16 protein-coding genes are annotated in these 15,186 nt (G+C 63.7%); 3 read left to right on the top strand and 13 right to left on the bottom strand.

What is annotated here, in order from left to right; all coding sequences use genetic code 11:
• Positions 1–93 precede the first annotated feature (93 nt).
• Complete coding sequence (phoU, locus tag MYCSP_RS02940) at positions 94–750, bottom strand: phosphate signaling complex protein PhoU (RefSeq protein ID WP_083018011.1); 657 nt, start codon at positions 748–750, stop codon at positions 94–96.
• Positions 751–937: 187 nt separating this feature from the next.
• Between phoU and MYCSP_RS02935 the strand changes: the two genes are divergently transcribed.
• Positions 938–1,246 (top strand): DUF3349 domain-containing protein, encoded by a 309-nt coding sequence (locus tag MYCSP_RS02935; RefSeq protein WP_083017911.1) that lies wholly within the window; start codon positions 938–940, stop codon positions 1,244–1,246.
• Between the two features lie 102 nt (positions 1,247–1,348).
• Here MYCSP_RS02935 and MYCSP_RS02930 read toward each other — a convergent pair whose 3' ends face one another.
• The 3 genes from MYCSP_RS02930 to MYCSP_RS02920 form a co-directional block, all read right to left on the bottom strand.
• Positions 1,349–1,696 carry a YidH family protein gene (locus MYCSP_RS02930; protein WP_070913195.1) on the bottom strand — a complete coding sequence of 116 codons (348 nt, stop codon included), beginning with the start codon at positions 1,694–1,696 and terminating at the stop codon, positions 1,349–1,351.
• Positions 1,693–2,730, bottom strand: a complete 1,038-nt coding sequence (locus MYCSP_RS02925; protein ID WP_083017909.1) for an FAD/NAD(P)-binding protein — start codon at positions 2,728–2,730, stop codon at positions 1,693–1,695. The genes MYCSP_RS02930 and MYCSP_RS02925 overlap by 4 nt, the downstream gene beginning before the upstream one ends.
• Positions 2,731–2,879: 149 nt before the next feature.
• On the bottom strand, positions 2,880–4,298 hold the full coding sequence (locus tag MYCSP_RS02920) for a PPE family protein (RefSeq protein WP_088413141.1): 1,419 nt from the start codon (positions 4,296–4,298) through the stop codon (positions 2,880–2,882).
• A 167-nt stretch (positions 4,299–4,465) separates the two neighbouring features.
• Between MYCSP_RS02920 and MYCSP_RS02915 the strand changes: the two genes are divergently transcribed.
• A complete protein-coding gene (locus MYCSP_RS02915; RefSeq protein WP_083017904.1) occupies positions 4,466–5,272 on the top strand; it encodes a class I SAM-dependent methyltransferase in 807 nt (268 codons plus the stop codon).
• 22 nt (positions 5,273–5,294) lie between these two features.
• Here the strand turns inward: MYCSP_RS02915 and MYCSP_RS02910 are convergent, their stop codons facing one another.
• Genes MYCSP_RS02910 through scoE form a run of 9 tightly spaced genes read right to left on the bottom strand, consistent with a single transcriptional unit; the run spans position 5,295 to position 13,911 of the window.
• Positions 5,295–5,519, bottom strand: a complete 225-nt coding sequence (locus MYCSP_RS02910) for a heavy-metal-associated domain-containing protein (protein WP_030094173.1) — start codon at positions 5,517–5,519, stop codon at positions 5,295–5,297.
• Positions 5,520–5,579: 60 nt separating this feature from the next.
• On the bottom strand, positions 5,580–5,870 hold the full coding sequence (locus tag MYCSP_RS02905) for a WXG100 family type VII secretion target (RefSeq protein WP_070913619.1): 291 nt from the start codon (positions 5,868–5,870) through the stop codon (positions 5,580–5,582).
• Between the two features lie 18 nt (positions 5,871–5,888).
• On the bottom strand, positions 5,889–6,182 hold the full coding sequence (locus MYCSP_RS02900; RefSeq protein ID WP_005064886.1) for a type VII secretion system protein EsxS: 294 nt from the start codon (positions 6,180–6,182) through the stop codon (positions 5,889–5,891).
• A gap of 31 nt (positions 6,183–6,213) precedes the next feature.
• Positions 6,214–6,522: a PE family protein gene (locus MYCSP_RS02895; protein ID WP_070913410.1), complete on the bottom strand. Its 309-nt coding sequence runs from the start codon at positions 6,520–6,522 to the stop codon at positions 6,214–6,216.
• A 31-nt stretch (positions 6,523–6,553) separates the two neighbouring features.
• The gene (locus MYCSP_RS02890; protein WP_088413140.1) at positions 6,554–10,711 is read right to left on the bottom strand and encodes an AMP-binding protein; all 4,158 of its coding nucleotides are present in this window, start codon (positions 10,709–10,711) and stop codon (positions 6,554–6,556) included.
• Positions 10,708–10,959, bottom strand: a complete 252-nt coding sequence (locus tag MYCSP_RS02885) for an acyl carrier protein (RefSeq protein WP_083020170.1) — start codon at positions 10,957–10,959, stop codon at positions 10,708–10,710. Before MYCSP_RS02885 ends, MYCSP_RS02890 begins: the two co-directional genes overlap by 4 nt.
• A complete protein-coding gene (locus MYCSP_RS02880) occupies positions 10,952–12,460 on the bottom strand; it encodes an AMP-binding protein (protein WP_083020167.1) in 1,509 nt (502 codons plus the stop codon). The genes MYCSP_RS02885 and MYCSP_RS02880 overlap by 8 nt, the downstream gene beginning before the upstream one ends.
• Before the next feature lie 30 nt (positions 12,461–12,490).
• Positions 12,491–13,045 carry an FcoT family thioesterase gene (locus MYCSP_RS02875; RefSeq protein WP_070913414.1) on the bottom strand — a complete coding sequence of 185 codons (555 nt, stop codon included), beginning with the start codon at positions 13,043–13,045 and terminating at the stop codon, positions 12,491–12,493.
• Positions 13,042–13,911 carry a (3R)-3-[(carboxymethyl)amino]fatty acid oxygenase/decarboxylase gene (gene scoE / locus MYCSP_RS02870; RefSeq protein ID WP_083020165.1) on the bottom strand — a complete coding sequence of 290 codons (870 nt, stop codon included), beginning with the start codon at positions 13,909–13,911 and terminating at the stop codon, positions 13,042–13,044. The genes MYCSP_RS02875 and scoE overlap by 4 nt, the downstream gene beginning before the upstream one ends.
• A gap of 266 nt (positions 13,912–14,177) precedes the next feature.
• Between scoE and MYCSP_RS02865 the strand changes: the two genes are divergently transcribed.
• Complete coding sequence (locus tag MYCSP_RS02865; RefSeq protein WP_162266190.1) at positions 14,178–15,137, top strand: hypothetical protein; 960 nt, start codon at positions 14,178–14,180, stop codon at positions 15,135–15,137.
• Positions 15,138–15,186: the final 49 nt, after the last annotated feature.

Raw genomic sequence — 15,186 nt, 5'->3', positions numbered from 1 at the left:
CGGTCACCTTCGACGACCACCGCATAGAGCCCGACACTGCTGCATGAGCGGTGATACGGCGCCATGGCATCTGGTGTGGGCGACCAATCGCAATCAGCCCTCGTCCGATGTGGCGTTACCGACCCGCGCGGGGGAGATCATGCGACGGCTGATCTCCACGGCATGGTCGGCGAATCGTTCGTAATAGCGCCCCAGCAAGGTGACGTCGACCGCTGGCGCCACGCCGTGTTTCCATTCCCTGTCCATCAGGACGGTGAACAGGTGGCGGTGCAGATCGTCCATGGCGTCGTCATCGGTGTCCAAGCGGGCGGCCTTCTCCGGATCCCCGGTGAGCACAACGTCTTTGGCGTCATTCCCGATGCTGACCGCAATGCGGCCCATCTCGGCGAAGTAGCCGTGCACCTCTTCGGGCAATGCTCGCTGTGGGTGACGGCGACGGGCGATCTTGGCGACATGCAGCGCCAGCGCACCCATGCGCTCAGCATCGGCGACATTCTTCAGCGCGGCCAGAACCGCCCTCAGATCAGAGGCCACGGGCGCCTGCAGGGCCAGAACCGTGAACGCCGCTTCTTCGAGACGACGGGTGCGCAACACAATGTCGTCGTGGCAGCTGATGACCTCCTCCGCCAGCACGAGGTCGGCCTGCAACAGCGCCTGCGTCGCCTTCTGCATCGCACTGCCCGCCAATTGGCAGATATCGGCAATGCTCGCCGCTAACGCATCTAACTGTTGATGGAACGCCGTCCGCATGTACACACTCTACGATTTGCCACACCAACGCGAGCCTGCACCTGAACTTGCGACCGAGTCTCGCGGTCGGACCCGTGGAGAGGCCGCCCACGACCGTTCCCCGGCGGGCACGGCTCGACCTGCGGATAAAACATCTGAGGACTACAATAAGTCCAGGTCAAAACTGCGGGGTGGCGTGAGGTGCGAGATGGCGATCCCAGAGGTTCTGGCCCGCGTCGTCCGATTTCTTCGGGCGGGATACCCCGATGGGGTCCCCCACACCGACTACATCCCGTTGTTTGCTCTCCTACGCCGAAGACTCTCCGATGAGGAGGTCCTCATGGTCGCTCGTGAAGTGATCCGGCACGGGGAGGTGCCCGTTGCGAACGCCGATATCGCGGTTGCGATCACCAAGGCCACAGATGCACTCCCCTCCGCCGAAGAGACTGAGCGCGTATGGCAGAGGCTGCGAGCCGCCGGATGGGCTGCACACGACCCGCTTGAATCACCCGACTAGCCGTCGGCTTGCCCGACGCGTCCTCCGGGATACGGGTGAGTCAACGAATGCGATAGCTGTTGATTCTCCTCGGGCTGGCGCCGGACGTAGCAGCCGGGTCCGCTAGCCCCTGAGGAGCAGCGCCACCAGCAGCACGACCATCCCCAACAGTAGCGCGCTCAGGAATGTCGGCATATGGCTGGCCGGCAGGGCCAGATCGCGTCGCATGGCCTCCTGTACCCGGTGGCGTCGTCGCGCGGCCGCCGTGGCCAACAGGCCGCCTGTCATCACCAGCAGGATGCTCACCACGTGCCGGGCGCCGGGAATCCAGAACTCCGGCACGAACTGCATGAGGGCCACACCGCTGGCGATCATCGCCAGCGAGGTCCGCACCCAGGCCAGATAGGTCCGCTCGTTGGCGAGCGTGAATCGGTAGTCGGGTTCGGCCTCGGTGATCTCGCCGACGCTCACGATCCGTACTTCAGCCACAACGGCAGAGCCTTGTTGAGACGGTCCATGAACTTCTGCAGCCCCACGCGGTACTCGCCAAAACCCATCGGGTCAATCCGATACTCCGGGAACGCGATTCCGAGCCCGAACAGGCCGGGCGCGATGATTCCGTTGGCCGCATTGCACTCCAGTCGACCCCACTGCGGAGTGGCCGGAATGGCTCGGGGACTGAATCCGACGGTGTACACCGCGTAATCGCAGCTTTGCAGCAACTCAGGGAACTCCAGGCCATCGACGAGACATCGCTGCAGTCGCGCCGGCGGCACCCCGTCAATGTTCTCCCGCGCCCAGCGCGCGGCCTCCCCTTTCAATCCGATGTCGTCGAACAGCGTCCAGTCCCCCATGTCCACCGCGTAGCGCAGCGGGCCGCGATAGAAGTTGATCACCTTGGCCACCGGTCCTGCCAGCAAGTTCGGCAACGCGATCATGCTGGAGTGAGATGAGCCGAACACGGCGACGGTGGCGCCCTCCAACGGCTGCTCGGCCAGCTTCGCCGGATTCAGTGCCACATCGATGGGGATCTCGTTCAGCCAGGGGTAGTCGAGTGTCTTGGGGGTAGATCCCACCGCCAGAATCACGTTTTTCGAGGCGATCTCGCCCAGTTCGGTCTGCACTGTCCACCGTCCACCCTGTAGCGACAGACCGGTCGCGGTGGTGCGCAGCGCACTCACCTGCGTGCAGAGCTGCCCGGTGATCCACACCAGCGGATCCGCCACGTCGCCGAGCAGACAGGTGTCGGAGGGAGCACGGTCGTTCAGCGCGAAATGCGGCGCGTGGGCGAATCGGAAGGAATCGGCACCCGTGAAGTAGTTGATGAACAGCTTCACCGACGTGTTGCTTGGTACCGCACGCCATTTCGCACCCAGATCACCCGCGGCGAACTCTGGGTCGACCCAGGCGATCGATCCGGGCGACACTCCGTGATCTAGCAGCTTTCCCACTGCCGCGATTCCCGCGGGGCCCGCGCCGACCACTGTCCACCCGTACTCGTTCACTGTTCTGCCTCTCTCTGCCGGGAAAATCCAAGAACGCCACCGGTGTTGCTTGTGGTGACTGACTTCGATTGTTCTGCGCAAAGACACGCATGAGTAGTGAGCAATCCGTGAGCATCCCCAAAGTTTTACTTATAAATACAGGTAGAGGATTACGACTGGTCGGCTTCGCCGGCCTCCCAGGTGCTGGGCAGCATGGGCATGACCTGCCGAGTGTCCTCGGACGAGAGTCTGATCGCCGTGACCGTGGGTGTGTCCGCCGCGGCGGGGGCAGTGCCCGCGAAACCCAGCGCACCAACACCCCGGCTTGTGGCAATACGGTCCGCGCCCGCGATCACAGTGGGCTCCCCGGCAGCTGCGCCCATACCGCCTGTTTCTTCCAGGTATTCGTAGCGCTTACCCCCGATACGAGCCGTGCTCTTGCTGCGCCGCCTCCGCCGTGACCGTGCCGCTGCCGCGACACCGGCCACCGCGGTCGCGGCGGCGGTGACGGCAGCGGCCTCCGACGATTTCGCGGCGCCCTTGGGTCCAAAGCTCACCCCAGGCGGAACCAAACCCGGTATTGCGTAGCTGATTCCGGGAGTAGATGCGGGGGTGGCGGATGTGACCGGTGCGGTCGCACTGGACGTGGGCGTGGCCGCCGACGAGGCTCCCGACGGCGCCGTGGACAGGGTTGGCGCGGCGGCAGCCACCAGACTTGCCTCCGGCCGGTGCACTGCCCGCGGCACAGGTCGATCTGCGGACGGTGCCGTCGCCTGCTCGGGAACAGGTGCGGCGACGGGCCGAAGGTGTATCAGCGCCGCCAAGCCGCTCAGACCGCTGAGCGCAGGAATGAGAAACGGCAGCAGATAGGAGGCGTAGTACGGGTACCAGAGCAGGTCGTAGAGGAACAGCATGATCACCGCGAGCACCGCCGAGGTCGCCGGGTTGAAGCCCATTTTCTCGAACCACTCTTGAAAGCCCTGCAGCATCTTCGTGATCTGGTCAGGCGATCCCGGGATGTCCGATTGATCACTGCGGGCCTCACCGCCGGGCCCGAGGATCGGCGGCGCCTGCTGGGTCTGCGGTATCGCCGACGTCATGGACTCGACGGTGGCCTGATACGCGGTCATGGTGGCCGCCGCCTGTACCCACATGCGGACGTAGTCGGCCTCGTTGAGCGCGATGGGGATCGTGTTGATCCCGAAGAAGTTCGTGCCGACCAGGACGCCATGCGTGACGTGGTTGGCGGCCAACTCCGCGAGGGTCGGCATGGTCGCGAGCGCGGTACCGTAGGCGGCCGCTGTTGTTTCATGTTGGGTGGCAATGACACCACTCTCCACCGCGGCCTGTTCGAGCCAGGCCAAGTACGGCCCGTGGGCGGCCACATACTCGGAGGCGCTGGGCCCTTGCCAACTGCTTGCCTGCACCGCGGCCAGCACCTGTGTCAGCTCCACCGCCGTCAGTGCGTAGTTGTATCCGATCTCTTGCCACTGCACTGCGGCGGCCAGCAACGCACCCGGCCCGGGCCCCGCGCTCAACAACGCAGAATGCACCTCCGGAGGCTCCGCCATCCATATCGGTGCCGTCACACGCCGCCTCCCTGCTGAATGGACGCAAACGGTCTCGCGTCACCATGGGAGTAGTCGGACCATAGATCGGAAAGTTCCCGAACAGTCAGTATCAGCGTCCGAAATCACATTTATCGTTGTGCGCCAGGAATTCCCACTCATGTAGGCCTTCCCGTACAGTCGGGTCCATGCCAGTCATCGATGTTCGCCACCTCGACGGCGTGTCCGAGACCGCACTGCTCACCTTGCACCAACGGGCGACCGAGGCAGCCCGGTCCGACGGCATCATCGACGATCCGATGGCCATCGCGCTACACGCCGCCGTCGACTACGACTTTGAACATTTCGGCCGCACACATCAAGCTACGGCCTTACGCGCCTTGATCTTCGACAAGGCCACCCGCGATTACCTGGCCGAAAAACCGCGGGCCACCGTGGTAGCCCTGGCCGAGGGACTGCAGACCAGCTTCTGGCGCCTCGACAACGGTGAGCTCACCTGGCTGTCAGTAGATCTCGAGCCCATCGTGCGGCTGCGCCAACAGCTGCTACCGGCATCGGACCGGTTGCGCCATTGCGCCCAATCCGCACTGGACTACTCGTGGATGGATCGAGTCGATGACACCGCCGGCGTGTTGATCACCGCCGAGGGACTGTTCCAATACCTGGAACGCGACGTGGTGTTTGATCTGATCAGCGTGTGCGCCAAGCATTTTCCGGGTGGCCGACTGGTATTCGACTCCGTACCCAAGTTCCTGAGCACACACTCACAGCGCGGCATGCGACTCAGCGAGCAATACACCGTGCCACCAATGCCCTTCTGGTTCACCGCAAACCAATACAACGAGTTGCGCGCCATTCCCGGCATCCGCAGCGTACGTGAGCTACGGATGCCGGCAGGGCGCGGCAAGATACTGAGTTGGGCGGGACCGCTGCTGTACGCTCTGCCCGGTCTCGACCGGTGGCGTGCACCTCATACCGTTATCGAGTTCGGCTGAGGTACCGCACTTGCGGCGGAAGCTATCCGGCGGCGACCGCGAAATCCCCTCCGGCCCGCACGAGTGTGTCGTGAACCTCTTCGACCGATAGCACGCTGTCGGTCAGGACGCGTACCGTGGAAGCACCCTTGGGGTCCAGGTCCACCGACACCTCGCGCACCGGGTCGAGCGCCGTCAGCGCCTCGGTCACCCCCATGACGCATGAGTTACAGTGCATCCCGCTGATGGCGAAGATCTGCTCGGACATGTCGTGTTTCCTCCTGAAATAGTTATTCACAACGGTTTTGGTAGGTCATGCCGTGGGTGTTTATGCGCCCCACTTGGCTCCTTCGGCCATGTCGCGGGCGTTCATCGAGAGGGTGTTGGTCTCGTGAGTGCTGCCCATGGCGCGGTAAGCGCGCACGAGTTCTTCCATCGCGGTGTTCCACTGAGCCTGCCAAGCGGCCTGACTCATCGAGGTATCACCATGCCAGGCAGCCTGCAGAGAAGCCTGCTGAGCCGCCAGGTCGGCGCCCAGAGCGGTCAGCACACCGGAGAAGGTGTTCATCTCACCGGCATGGGCCAGCATCGCGGGATAATTGAAAGTGATCTGCGACATTGTCTTATCCGCCCTTTCCTAGACGCCGACGTAACGACTGGCGGCGGCGGCATCCTCAGCGACATACGTCGCCGCGGCATCACCAAGGTTGACCTGGGCGATATCCAACAATGCGTTGACCTTGGCGGCCACCTCCACAAACCGGGCATGCGCGGCCTGAAAAGCCACCGAAGACTCACCCACATGGAACGCCTGCGCCGACAACGCCGCCGACTCCGCCTGCGAAATCGTCGAACGCATCAACGCCGTCTTAGCACCAAAGGTGCCCTCAGCGGCCACCAACGCCGGAATATGCGCATCAAGCAAACTCATCTACATCTCCTCAATCATGTTGTGGCGAGAACTATCCGAATCCCGGCATATACCTTGCGGCGGCGTGCATATCGCCGACGGTGTAACTGGCCGCGGCCTCGGTGATCCCCACACCGGCCCGCCCCAGTTCGTGGACGGCGCCGGCCGCGGCACCATTGCGCTCGACTCCGTGAGCACTGAAGAGCGCCGCGCTCTGAATCGACACCGGGTCAGCGGCCGGCGGCACCACCGCACCGATCACCGGTGCGGCGGCTGCGTGCACCGCGGCGAGCCGTGCGGTCAGGGCCTCCACCGCGGCACTGGCGGCGGTCAACCCTTCCGGAACGACATTGAGACTCATCGCGAATTCTCCTCCTTTGGCTGCATTTCGGTCATCGTGAACATCCCTGCATCAGCAGATCTGGGATCGGTCCCGGCACCGCCGAGATCTCCGTTACGGGCACCGCACCAAGCGAGATGGTCCGGTACCCCGCGAGATAGTCCACATAGGTGCGCGCCCCGAGCCTCATCCCGAGACCGGCCCATGCATCGATCACCGACCATCTCCGCGGATTCCGCTTAGCCCAATCACTACTGTCCAGCAGGTATTTCCATTCACGCAGCTCGAGCTCGTCGAGGCCGAACCCACCGAGCAACTCGGCGTACGCGACGGGAGTACCGCGCACCACGGTGACACCCCGCCCGAGCAGCGCTCCTTGGCCTTCCATACGAAGGATCGATCTCGCCGCGGCGAAGGCCGTGGTGACCTCCTCGGTCAAGGCAACAGAAGGAAAGGCCCGCAACGCGATACACGCGTCTACCACGGAAACCAGAACATCGGCGCTTTCGTCCAATTGACCGACCTCGCCCAGTACACGGGGCAACCGCACGAGCGTGAAATCGAGGGCATTCGGTGATGCCGCAAGGATCAATTCGGCCAGTGCCTTGGATGCCGCGTACGGGTAGACGGCTTCACGCGGGTCGGTCACGCACGCGGCGGTGGCATCCGCGTTGACGACAAAGGTCGACATGTGAATCAACCGGGTGCCGTGGGTAGCGCACGCCTGCGCAGCCGCGGATACCCACTCCACGTTGGCATCTCGAATATCGCGGTAGGGCGCCAACATGTTGGTGTTGCCGACGCAGTTGACCAGGGTGCGAGCTCCGGTCTCGCGTATCAACGCCTCGACGGCATCGGCGCGGAAGCCGGGACCGACGCATCGGACGCTGACCCCGCCGACGTCCGCGAGCATCGGCCAGGGCCCGTGGCCGGGGGTTTGCGATCTCGTCACCAAGATGACGTCGTCGACCGTCGCCTCGAGTGCCGCACGAGCGAACCCGGTGCCGACGATCCCCGACGCACCCAGCACGACGACAGGACCATCGGTGGCACGCTGTGAATCACTGGCGCGCGAAGTCGGAACGTGACATGTCTTCGTCATCCGCTCTAGATCCGCGCCGATATCGGTGGCGGTGTTCACGGCTGCCAACTCATCTACCGCCGCACCCGCAGCGACAAGATAGGAGGCGCTGTCGGCACTGATCAGGTCCAGCACAGAGAGTTGTCGGCCGAGATACCGGCGCGTGTCCGGCAGGATTCTGATCAGATCGAGTGAGCCGATTCCCTCCGCGAGCAGCGAGGCCCCCGCACCGATATGCCTGCCGAGGTGCCGGCTCCAGAGTCGCGCGAGACCTGTTGCTAATTCTTCTGTATCGGCCGCGTCCGGCAGCGCGTCCATGAACTGTGGCATGGCCCGCAGTCCGGCACCATCGACCTTGCCATTCGGCTTACGCGGGATGCTTGGCACATCCACCACCAGGAACGAGGAGACGCCGAAGCCCACCAGCAGGCGCCTTACCCGCGCCGCCACATCCTTGCCGCCCCGGCCACTGCGCGCCTGGAACCACACCGCCAACGCGCCATCGTGCAATGCCGCATCGACATCGACGATCGCCGGGTCCTCGGCAATGCGGCGGATGATGGCGGCGGTGTCGACCCTCTTTCCGGAGATCTTCACGATGGCATCGCGGCGACCGGCGAAGGTGGGGAAACCGTCCTCGTCGAACACCACGCGGTCGGCAGTGGCGAACGCCCGCCGCGGCGCGCTGCTCGCGGCCCTGACTACCCCGAAGTTCTCGCTCCGCGCCCCGAGATAGCCCTGCGAAACGATGTCGCCAACGATGACGATCTCGCCGAAGGCGATAAACACCGTGTTGGGCAAGACCGGCTGACCCACGCGGCGTAGCCGGTCCCCAGCCCCTGGTTGCTCTCCCACGACAGGCAGATGAGTGACGACAACCGTCGCCTCGGTCGGTCCGTAGGTCGAGACGAGTGAGATGTTCTCGCAACCAATGGACCGTACCCACGTGTCGACAGCACCCGGACGGATCGCTTCCCCACCGACGACTACCTGGCGCAGCTCAGAAGCACCGATATCGCCCAGGGCCTCGGCGTCTTCGCACAGCAGGTGCCACACCGCAGTCGGCAGGTCGATCAAGGTCGGCTTGAGCACCCGGATGTCCCTCGTAAGCGCCCTCAGGTCACCGGATTTCATGGCGGTCGAACGCAGTAGCTGAGATCCGCAGACCGCAGCCCCGAAGATCTCTTCCACACTGATATCCGATGTCAACGGCGCACATTGCAGAATGCTGTCCCGAGTCCCCCAGCCGTAGGCGCGGCCGGCCGCGCGCGCGAACAATGCAAGGGCGCCATGGGAGACGGGTACGAGCTTGGGCTGCCCGGTCGATCCCGAAGTGGCCACGATGTACGCCGTCCTGGCCGCCAGGTCGCCGTCTCGAGCCACCCGATCGATGCGTTCGTCGACGAGGCGCAGCAGCGCGCCGTCCAGGTCAGCTGCGACCAAGGCGGTGCTATCGATCACGTATACGGCAGTACCGGCACCGTGCTCTGCGATCGAATCAGCGCGCGCACCAATCTCTTCCATGCTGTCACACACGCTGTATCCACAGCCCGCGAGGTGACTCGCGATCAGCAAGTCGACGGTCCTATCGGTGTCGTCATCGGCGCACACCACGATGCTGCCCGGCTCCGCGCCTGCGGCGATCAGTCGCGCGATCCATGGTTTGACGAGCGGCCGTGACCGTAAGAACTGCTCCACTGCGCCGTCGGCGTCGAGGAACCAGGCGGGTGCCACCGCACACGGCGGCGGCGCATCTTCATCACCTCGACAGCGCGCACCGTCGACACCGATACCGAACCATTCGTTCACCGTCATCGCGATCGGCCGATGCCACATGGCTTCCATCGAGGCCAGCGCCGCGGCGATCCGCTCGGCGACCCAGGGATGCGTGCTCCCGCGCGGCAGGTCGGCACGGTGCCAGATGGACAAGGTGAGGGTACGGCGGTCCTCGTCCACGAGGCACGACACGGTCATGCCTTCCACGGGGCCGATATCCGTCACGGACGGTGTAGCGGAAAGGAATGGTCGCAGTGCGGGTGCACATGTCTCGCGGATGAAGTTGAAAGTCAATGCCTCGACATGCAATGTCCTGTTGATTGCCAGGTACATTCGGCGGTATTGCTCCTCACGGAGCCATCGACGCCTCGATGCCTTGACGTAGTCCCGATCAAGGGCGCGCACGACGTCCCCCACCGATGCGAAGGCAGGAAAGCGAACCGGATGCGCGATGGAGTTGACCAGGCAGGTCGCAACGTCAAGATCCGGCTCTGCGAATCTGTTGTCCACCGCATGAATCAGCAGTGTCGCGGTGCTCTGCCGCAGACTGGCGTCCACCGCAACCGCGGCTGCGGCCGCCAAGATGTTCAGCGGCACCTGCTTGGCTTCGGAGAGTGCGTCGAGACTGTCGAATGCCTTGCCTGACAAGGTGACCGATTCCAAGAGGGCACCTTTGGCAGCACCGGCCGGTACGGCACCCGAGTTCTGCCCGTGCCCGGCGTGTTCCGACGCATCGGCAAGCTCACGCTGGATGGCCGCACCGAAGCGTTGCCGTGACTCCTTCGCCTTGGCCGCCTCACGGCTGTGGGCCGCCGAAACCCGTGCTAGTCCATCACTGGTGCAAGGGGTTTCAGAGCGACCGGGCTGCGCCAGGTATCGTCCGAGGTCAGTCTCGATCACCCCGATGGCGCCGCCATCCAGCAGGAGATGGTGCGCCTGGATATCGAGGCCCACCACCGAGCCATCCACGCCGGTGCGCACGGTGTAGCGCACGAGCGGCTTGGCGGCAAGGTCGGTGGACCACAGCTCCACGAGCGCATCGGCGGTCCGTGTGGTGAGCTCGTCGCTGTCCTGCTCAACCGACACAATGTCACTGAACTGCAACCGCAGCACCAGTTCTGGATAGTGCGAATCTTCGTCGGCCGATTCGATTACACACAGCTGCACCGGATTGGCAGCGATCGCCATTTCCAGCGCGGACAGGAAGGTCGGCACGTCGATGGGGTGAAACCGCAGGCTCTTCCCGATCAGGTACAGCCCGGGGTCATCGGCCTGCACCGCACCGTTGTACATGTTCTGCTGCGAGCAGCTCATCGGCACACGGTCCACTCGCGGTTGCGTGGCCGCCGTCATGTGACGCCCTCCGGCTGCTCCTGCTCTAGGACCTGCGCCCATCCGGCGATGGAAAGGTTGGAAACCAAACGCTTCTGCAGGTCCGAGCCACGGGTTACACCGAGCTTCTTCATCAGCAGCACGAACCGCACCGAGTCCAGACCAAGCTCCCGGAGATCGGTGGCGTCGCCGTCGAAGAGCTCCGATTCCGCGATGTAGAGCACCTCACACACCGCCGCCAGGATCCGGTCTCTTGTGGTTTCAGGCATGTGCCGCTGCCTCATTCAAGGAGGCAGTCAACGACGAACGCATCACCTTGCCGGACGCCGTCCTCGGAATGTCCTCGACCAGGACAATGGTCGAGGGCCTGGCCATGGCCTCCGATTCATGTCGATATCTGGCGGCGATCCGCTGCTTGAGCTCGGCCGCACCCAACCCGTCAAGCGGGGCGGTGGGCACCACAGCCAGTCCGACCAGCGCCCCGAACTCCTCGTCCGGCACCTCGAAGCAGGCCGCTTCATGCACGCCCGCAATGTTTTCGGCGATGCGATCAACCTCGTCGGGCACCACGTTGACGCCACCGGAGATGATCATCTCCGAGGATCGGCCCCTGATATAGAAGAAGCCGTCGTCACGGCGCTCCACCAGATCACCGGTGTTGACCCATCCATCGACCAACACCTCGCGGGTGCGCTCGGGGTTTCGCCAGTACCCCAGCATGTTGGCGGGAGACTTGATCCACAATGTGCCGTACGAAGCGGACGTGCCTCCTTCAGTCGGCCCGCCACACCCTTCACCGGAAAGAAACGTCTGCACGCCTGGATACGGACGCCCGACGGCACCTTCTTCGATCCTGGCGATCGACTCGCCATCGGACGGCAGACACAATGCGGTACAGCCTGTTTCACTCAGTCCGTAAACCTGAGCCGTGCGTACCCCCGTCGCTTCGATGAACCGCACGTCAGCGGGGACCGCGCGGGAACCGCCGTAGGCGATCAACCGTAACGACGGCACGTCGGTACCGGAGCGCTTGAGCTCTGACACCAGTCTGGTCATCAGGGTGGGCACCAGGCACGCGGTCGCCACCTCGTTGTCGACCAAAAGCTCCCGCAACGAGGCTCCGCCCTCGCCACCGGTCACGCACGACGCGCCATGCATCAGTCCGTTGAGGATCCACCACAAGCCGCCGATGTGCGTGGCCGGTAACGGCGAGTAGGTGGTCTCTCCGGCTACCCAGTCGATCCAGCTCAATCCCCCTGTGCACAAGATGTCTGGAATGGCGAAGAACGTGCGATGGGGAAGCAGCACGGCCTTCGGCTCGCCGGTAGTACCACTGGTGAAGACCATGGCGAGCGCGTCGTCTGCTCCGGCCTCGGCTTGTGCTGTGAATCCGGCTGTTTCGCGGCGGGTGGCGACGCCTCGATCCCCCTCGGCGGGCAGGGTCGCAACCGGTTCGGTTATCTCACGGAACCGCGCTACGGCCGCCGTGGGCAGAGCGTTGTCGACCATCACCGCGATGGCTCCGAGCTGAGCGCATGCCAATACCGAAAGATAGGTCTGCGGCCCGTTATCCGAGAGGACCACGACACGGGAACCGCGCGTCACCGAATCGGCGTGAAGCGTCGCCGCCAGCTCGCCGACAGCAACGGCGAGCTCACCGTAGGTGAGGGAGTCGCTACCGTCACTGCGGCGCAATGCAATTGCTCCCGGCCGAAGGCGGGCCTGTTCGAGCACCCGTTCCAGCACGGTGGGCGGCGGTGACTGAGACATGGCTGTGGCGATGCGCTTCCTGTCAGAGGATCACGGGATATTCAGGACCGCGATGTCGAACTCGCCGGTCGCGGATCCTCCATCCTGATCCCAGAATTCGATGGTGCTGTGGAACTGGAGATAGCGCCACGAGCGGTCGACGATGTGGAAATCACGGGCCTGCAGGCGCGCGGAGAACTGTTGTGCGTTCACCAGTCGCCGGAACCGTGACGATGTGCTCTTGATCAGCATGTTGGCAAGCTGGTTCTGGCAATAGTCGTCGAGCGACCAGCCCCGGAATGCCCAGATGTCGTCGTTCGCAACACCTTGCGCGAAGGCGCAATACGCCAGCTGGTTGAAGCACAGCACCAACTCCACGGCGTTGAAGTGCCCCGTACTCCGGATGTAGGCGGACTCGTTGATCGCGAAGTTGCCGTGCGCGTGTACCGCGTCGGAGGTGATTCCATACTCCGCATCGTTGAGATAGCGGCAGCCCTTGTAGGAGTAAGGTTCGAGCACTCTGGCGAGTAGAGCCTCGGACATCGGAGCCATACCCGCGGACGGCAGCCCGGTCTGTACAGACAGCGTCGCCGCGACCGGGCTCATGCCGCGAATCCCGGTGTCTCGAGACCGTCCAACATCGTCAGGCGGTATGTCGTCAGGGTGCCCGATACCGTTCCGTGTTTCGCGCGGTGCACCAGAGAGCGGTTGTCCCACAAAACAATGTCGCCCACCTCGTAATGCTGGGCGTGGATGAACGGCGAGGCATAGTCGGTGTCGAGCTGCCCCGATGCTTCGAGCAGCTTGCGCAGCAGCTCCCCATCCTGAAGCGTGCCGGACCCGTCCTCGATGGTCTCGGTGCCCGCCTCACAGATGTAGAGAATCTCTTCGCCCGTCTTCGGGTGCTTGATCACCGTGGGCCACTTCTGCGGAGGTGTGGTTCGTTCGATCTCGGCCAGGATCTCGCCGATCGGCCGATACACATCGCTCGGGCGGATCTTGATGTAGCGGCGTGGAGTATGCGTGCTGAACGTGCCCAGCACTTCCTCCTTTGTCTTGGTGGGCAATGATTCCCACACTTTGTTGAGATCGATGAAGTAGGTGCCGCGGTCGTGGCCTGGCACCGCGAGCGGCAACACCATGGAGAACGCGAAGGGTTTCGGCATGAACATGTAGTCGACATGCCAGAACGCTCCGGTCCGCGGAACTCCCTGCCCCTCTTCGGTGGACGACACGAAGATCTCCGGGTGATCCTGGTGGTGATACACGGGCTCGTAATAGGGCACGATCTCACCGATCAAGCGTCCGAGCTGGATGAATTGCTCGGGCGAGGGATGCACGCCCTTGAGGACGACGAGCTTGTGCCGGTAGACGAGTTCGCGGAGCTCTTCGGTGGTGATGCCGTCCAGGTTCCCCGGGTCGATCCCCGTGACCTGCGCCCCCAGTCCCTCGCCCTTCACGTTGAGCGTCATCGACTCCCTACTCTTCTCGCGGATATGACTGACTAATGCGACTAAGGGAGCAGTCGAGCCAGATGCGTGAAAAGTTCCCAAGCCTTCAGAAGCCGTCCGCGGCGGAGGGATAAATCGTTGGAAAACAAGGGAATTAGTGGCCCACATCACGTATGCCTGCGCGACCGCTATCCCGCCCGATCGGTTGAGGCCACCTACCGGAACACGCTCTCAGCCCTGGTGCGTATATCGCGTCCAGCAAACACTTTCATTGCTAGCCTGATTCGGTGACCTATCCACCACAGGAGCCGCCTGCGTCGGGCGATCCGTCAGCGTACAACCCGAATCAGCCGCCCCCGGGATATCAGCCGCCCCCGCCACCCGGATATCAGCCCGGCCCTCCCCCGGGAACTCCTCAGTACCCGGGTCAGTACCCGGGTGGGCAGTTCCCTCCCCCTCCGGGCTATCCGCCTGCCGGTTACGGCTACCCACAGCAGGCACCGTGGCCTCCGCAGGGACCGTTCAATGCCAGCGAGTCATGGGAGTGGTCCTGGGCTCAGGTTTCCAAGCGCCTCGGAACCTTCGTGCCGCCCTACCTGGTGTGGTTGCTCGCGATCGGTGTGCCGTTCGGGATCGGTTACGGAATTCTGCTGGCCAGCTTGCCGAGTACCAGCAGTGGCGAATACGACAGCACGTCTTACTCGTATGAGTCGACAACACCTAGCCTGTCCGCCGGTGCCACGATCCTGATAATCCTCATGTACATCGCGGTGCTGGCTGTCGCGTTGTACATGTCAGCGTCACTACTGTCGGCGAATCTCGATGTCGCAGACGGAAAACCGGTGAGCTTCGGAACATTCTTCAAAGCCAGGAGCTTTGGAGCCTACGTGGGCACGGCGCTGCTGACCGGGCTCGGCGTCCTCCTCGGATCCGTACTGTGCATCATTCCGGGAATCATCTTTGGATTCCTAGCCCAATACGCCCCGTACTTCACGGTCGATCGCGGGCTCGGCCCCGTCGATGCGATCAAGGCGAGCATCCAGATGGTCAAGAACAACCTGGGACCTGCCATTCTCGTCTTCCTCATCACGTGGCTGGTCGGTTTCGTCGCGCAGCTGGGAGTAATCCTCTGCGGAATCGGGCTGCTCTTCACGATGCCCGTGGGTATGGCACTCACCGGTTTGATTCACGTGTACACCTACCGGCGTCTCACGGGAGGCGTCATCGCACCCGCACCGGCGGCATAAGCCGTCGCACGACGACCATAGAAAAAGGCCCGGCCTGCAGATGCAGACC

The sequence above is a fragment of the Mycobacteroides saopaulense genome (assembly GCF_001456355.1).
In the GTDB taxonomy this organism is placed as follows: Bacteria; Actinomycetota; Actinomycetes; order Mycobacteriales; family Mycobacteriaceae; genus Mycobacterium; species Mycobacterium saopaulense.
This window is presented reverse-complemented; position numbering and strand designations above follow the sequence as displayed.

Coding starts and splice junctions, on each gene's coding strand:
- MYCSP_RS02880 (WP_083020167.1), bottom strand. CDS start 12,460: ATGTCTCAGTCACCGCCGCCCACCGTGCTGGAACGGGTGCTCGAACAG.
- MYCSP_RS02910 (WP_030094173.1), bottom strand. CDS start 5,519: ATGTCCGAGCAGATCTTCGCCATCAGCGGGATGCACTGTAACTCATGC.
- MYCSP_RS02915 (WP_083017904.1), top strand. CDS start 4,466: ATGCCAGTCATCGATGTTCGCCACCTCGACGGCGTGTCCGAGACCGCA.
- MYCSP_RS02895 (WP_070913410.1), bottom strand. CDS start 6,522: ATGAGTCTCAATGTCGTTCCGGAAGGGTTGACCGCCGCCAGTGCCGCG.
- MYCSP_RS02935 (WP_083017911.1), top strand. CDS start 938: ATGGCGATCCCAGAGGTTCTGGCCCGCGTCGTCCGATTTCTTCGGGCG.
- MYCSP_RS02890 (WP_088413140.1), bottom strand. CDS start 10,711: ATGACGGCGGCCACGCAACCGCGAGTGGACCGTGTGCCGATGAGCTGC.
- MYCSP_RS02905 (WP_070913619.1), bottom strand. CDS start 5,870: ATGTCGCAGATCACTTTCAATTATCCCGCGATGCTGGCCCATGCCGGT.
- MYCSP_RS02900 (WP_005064886.1), bottom strand. CDS start 6,182: ATGAGTTTGCTTGATGCGCATATTCCGGCGTTGGTGGCCGCTGAGGGC.
- MYCSP_RS02885 (WP_083020170.1), bottom strand. CDS start 10,959: ATGCCTGAAACCACAAGAGACCGGATCCTGGCGGCGGTGTGTGAGGTG.
- phoU (WP_083018011.1), bottom strand. CDS start 750: ATGCGGACGGCGTTCCATCAACAGTTAGATGCGTTAGCGGCGAGCATT.
- MYCSP_RS02875 (WP_070913414.1), bottom strand. CDS start 13,045: ATGAGCCCGGTCGCGGCGACGCTGTCTGTACAGACCGGGCTGCCGTCC.
- scoE (WP_083020165.1), bottom strand. CDS start 13,911: ATGACGCTCAACGTGAAGGGCGAGGGACTGGGGGCGCAGGTCACGGGG.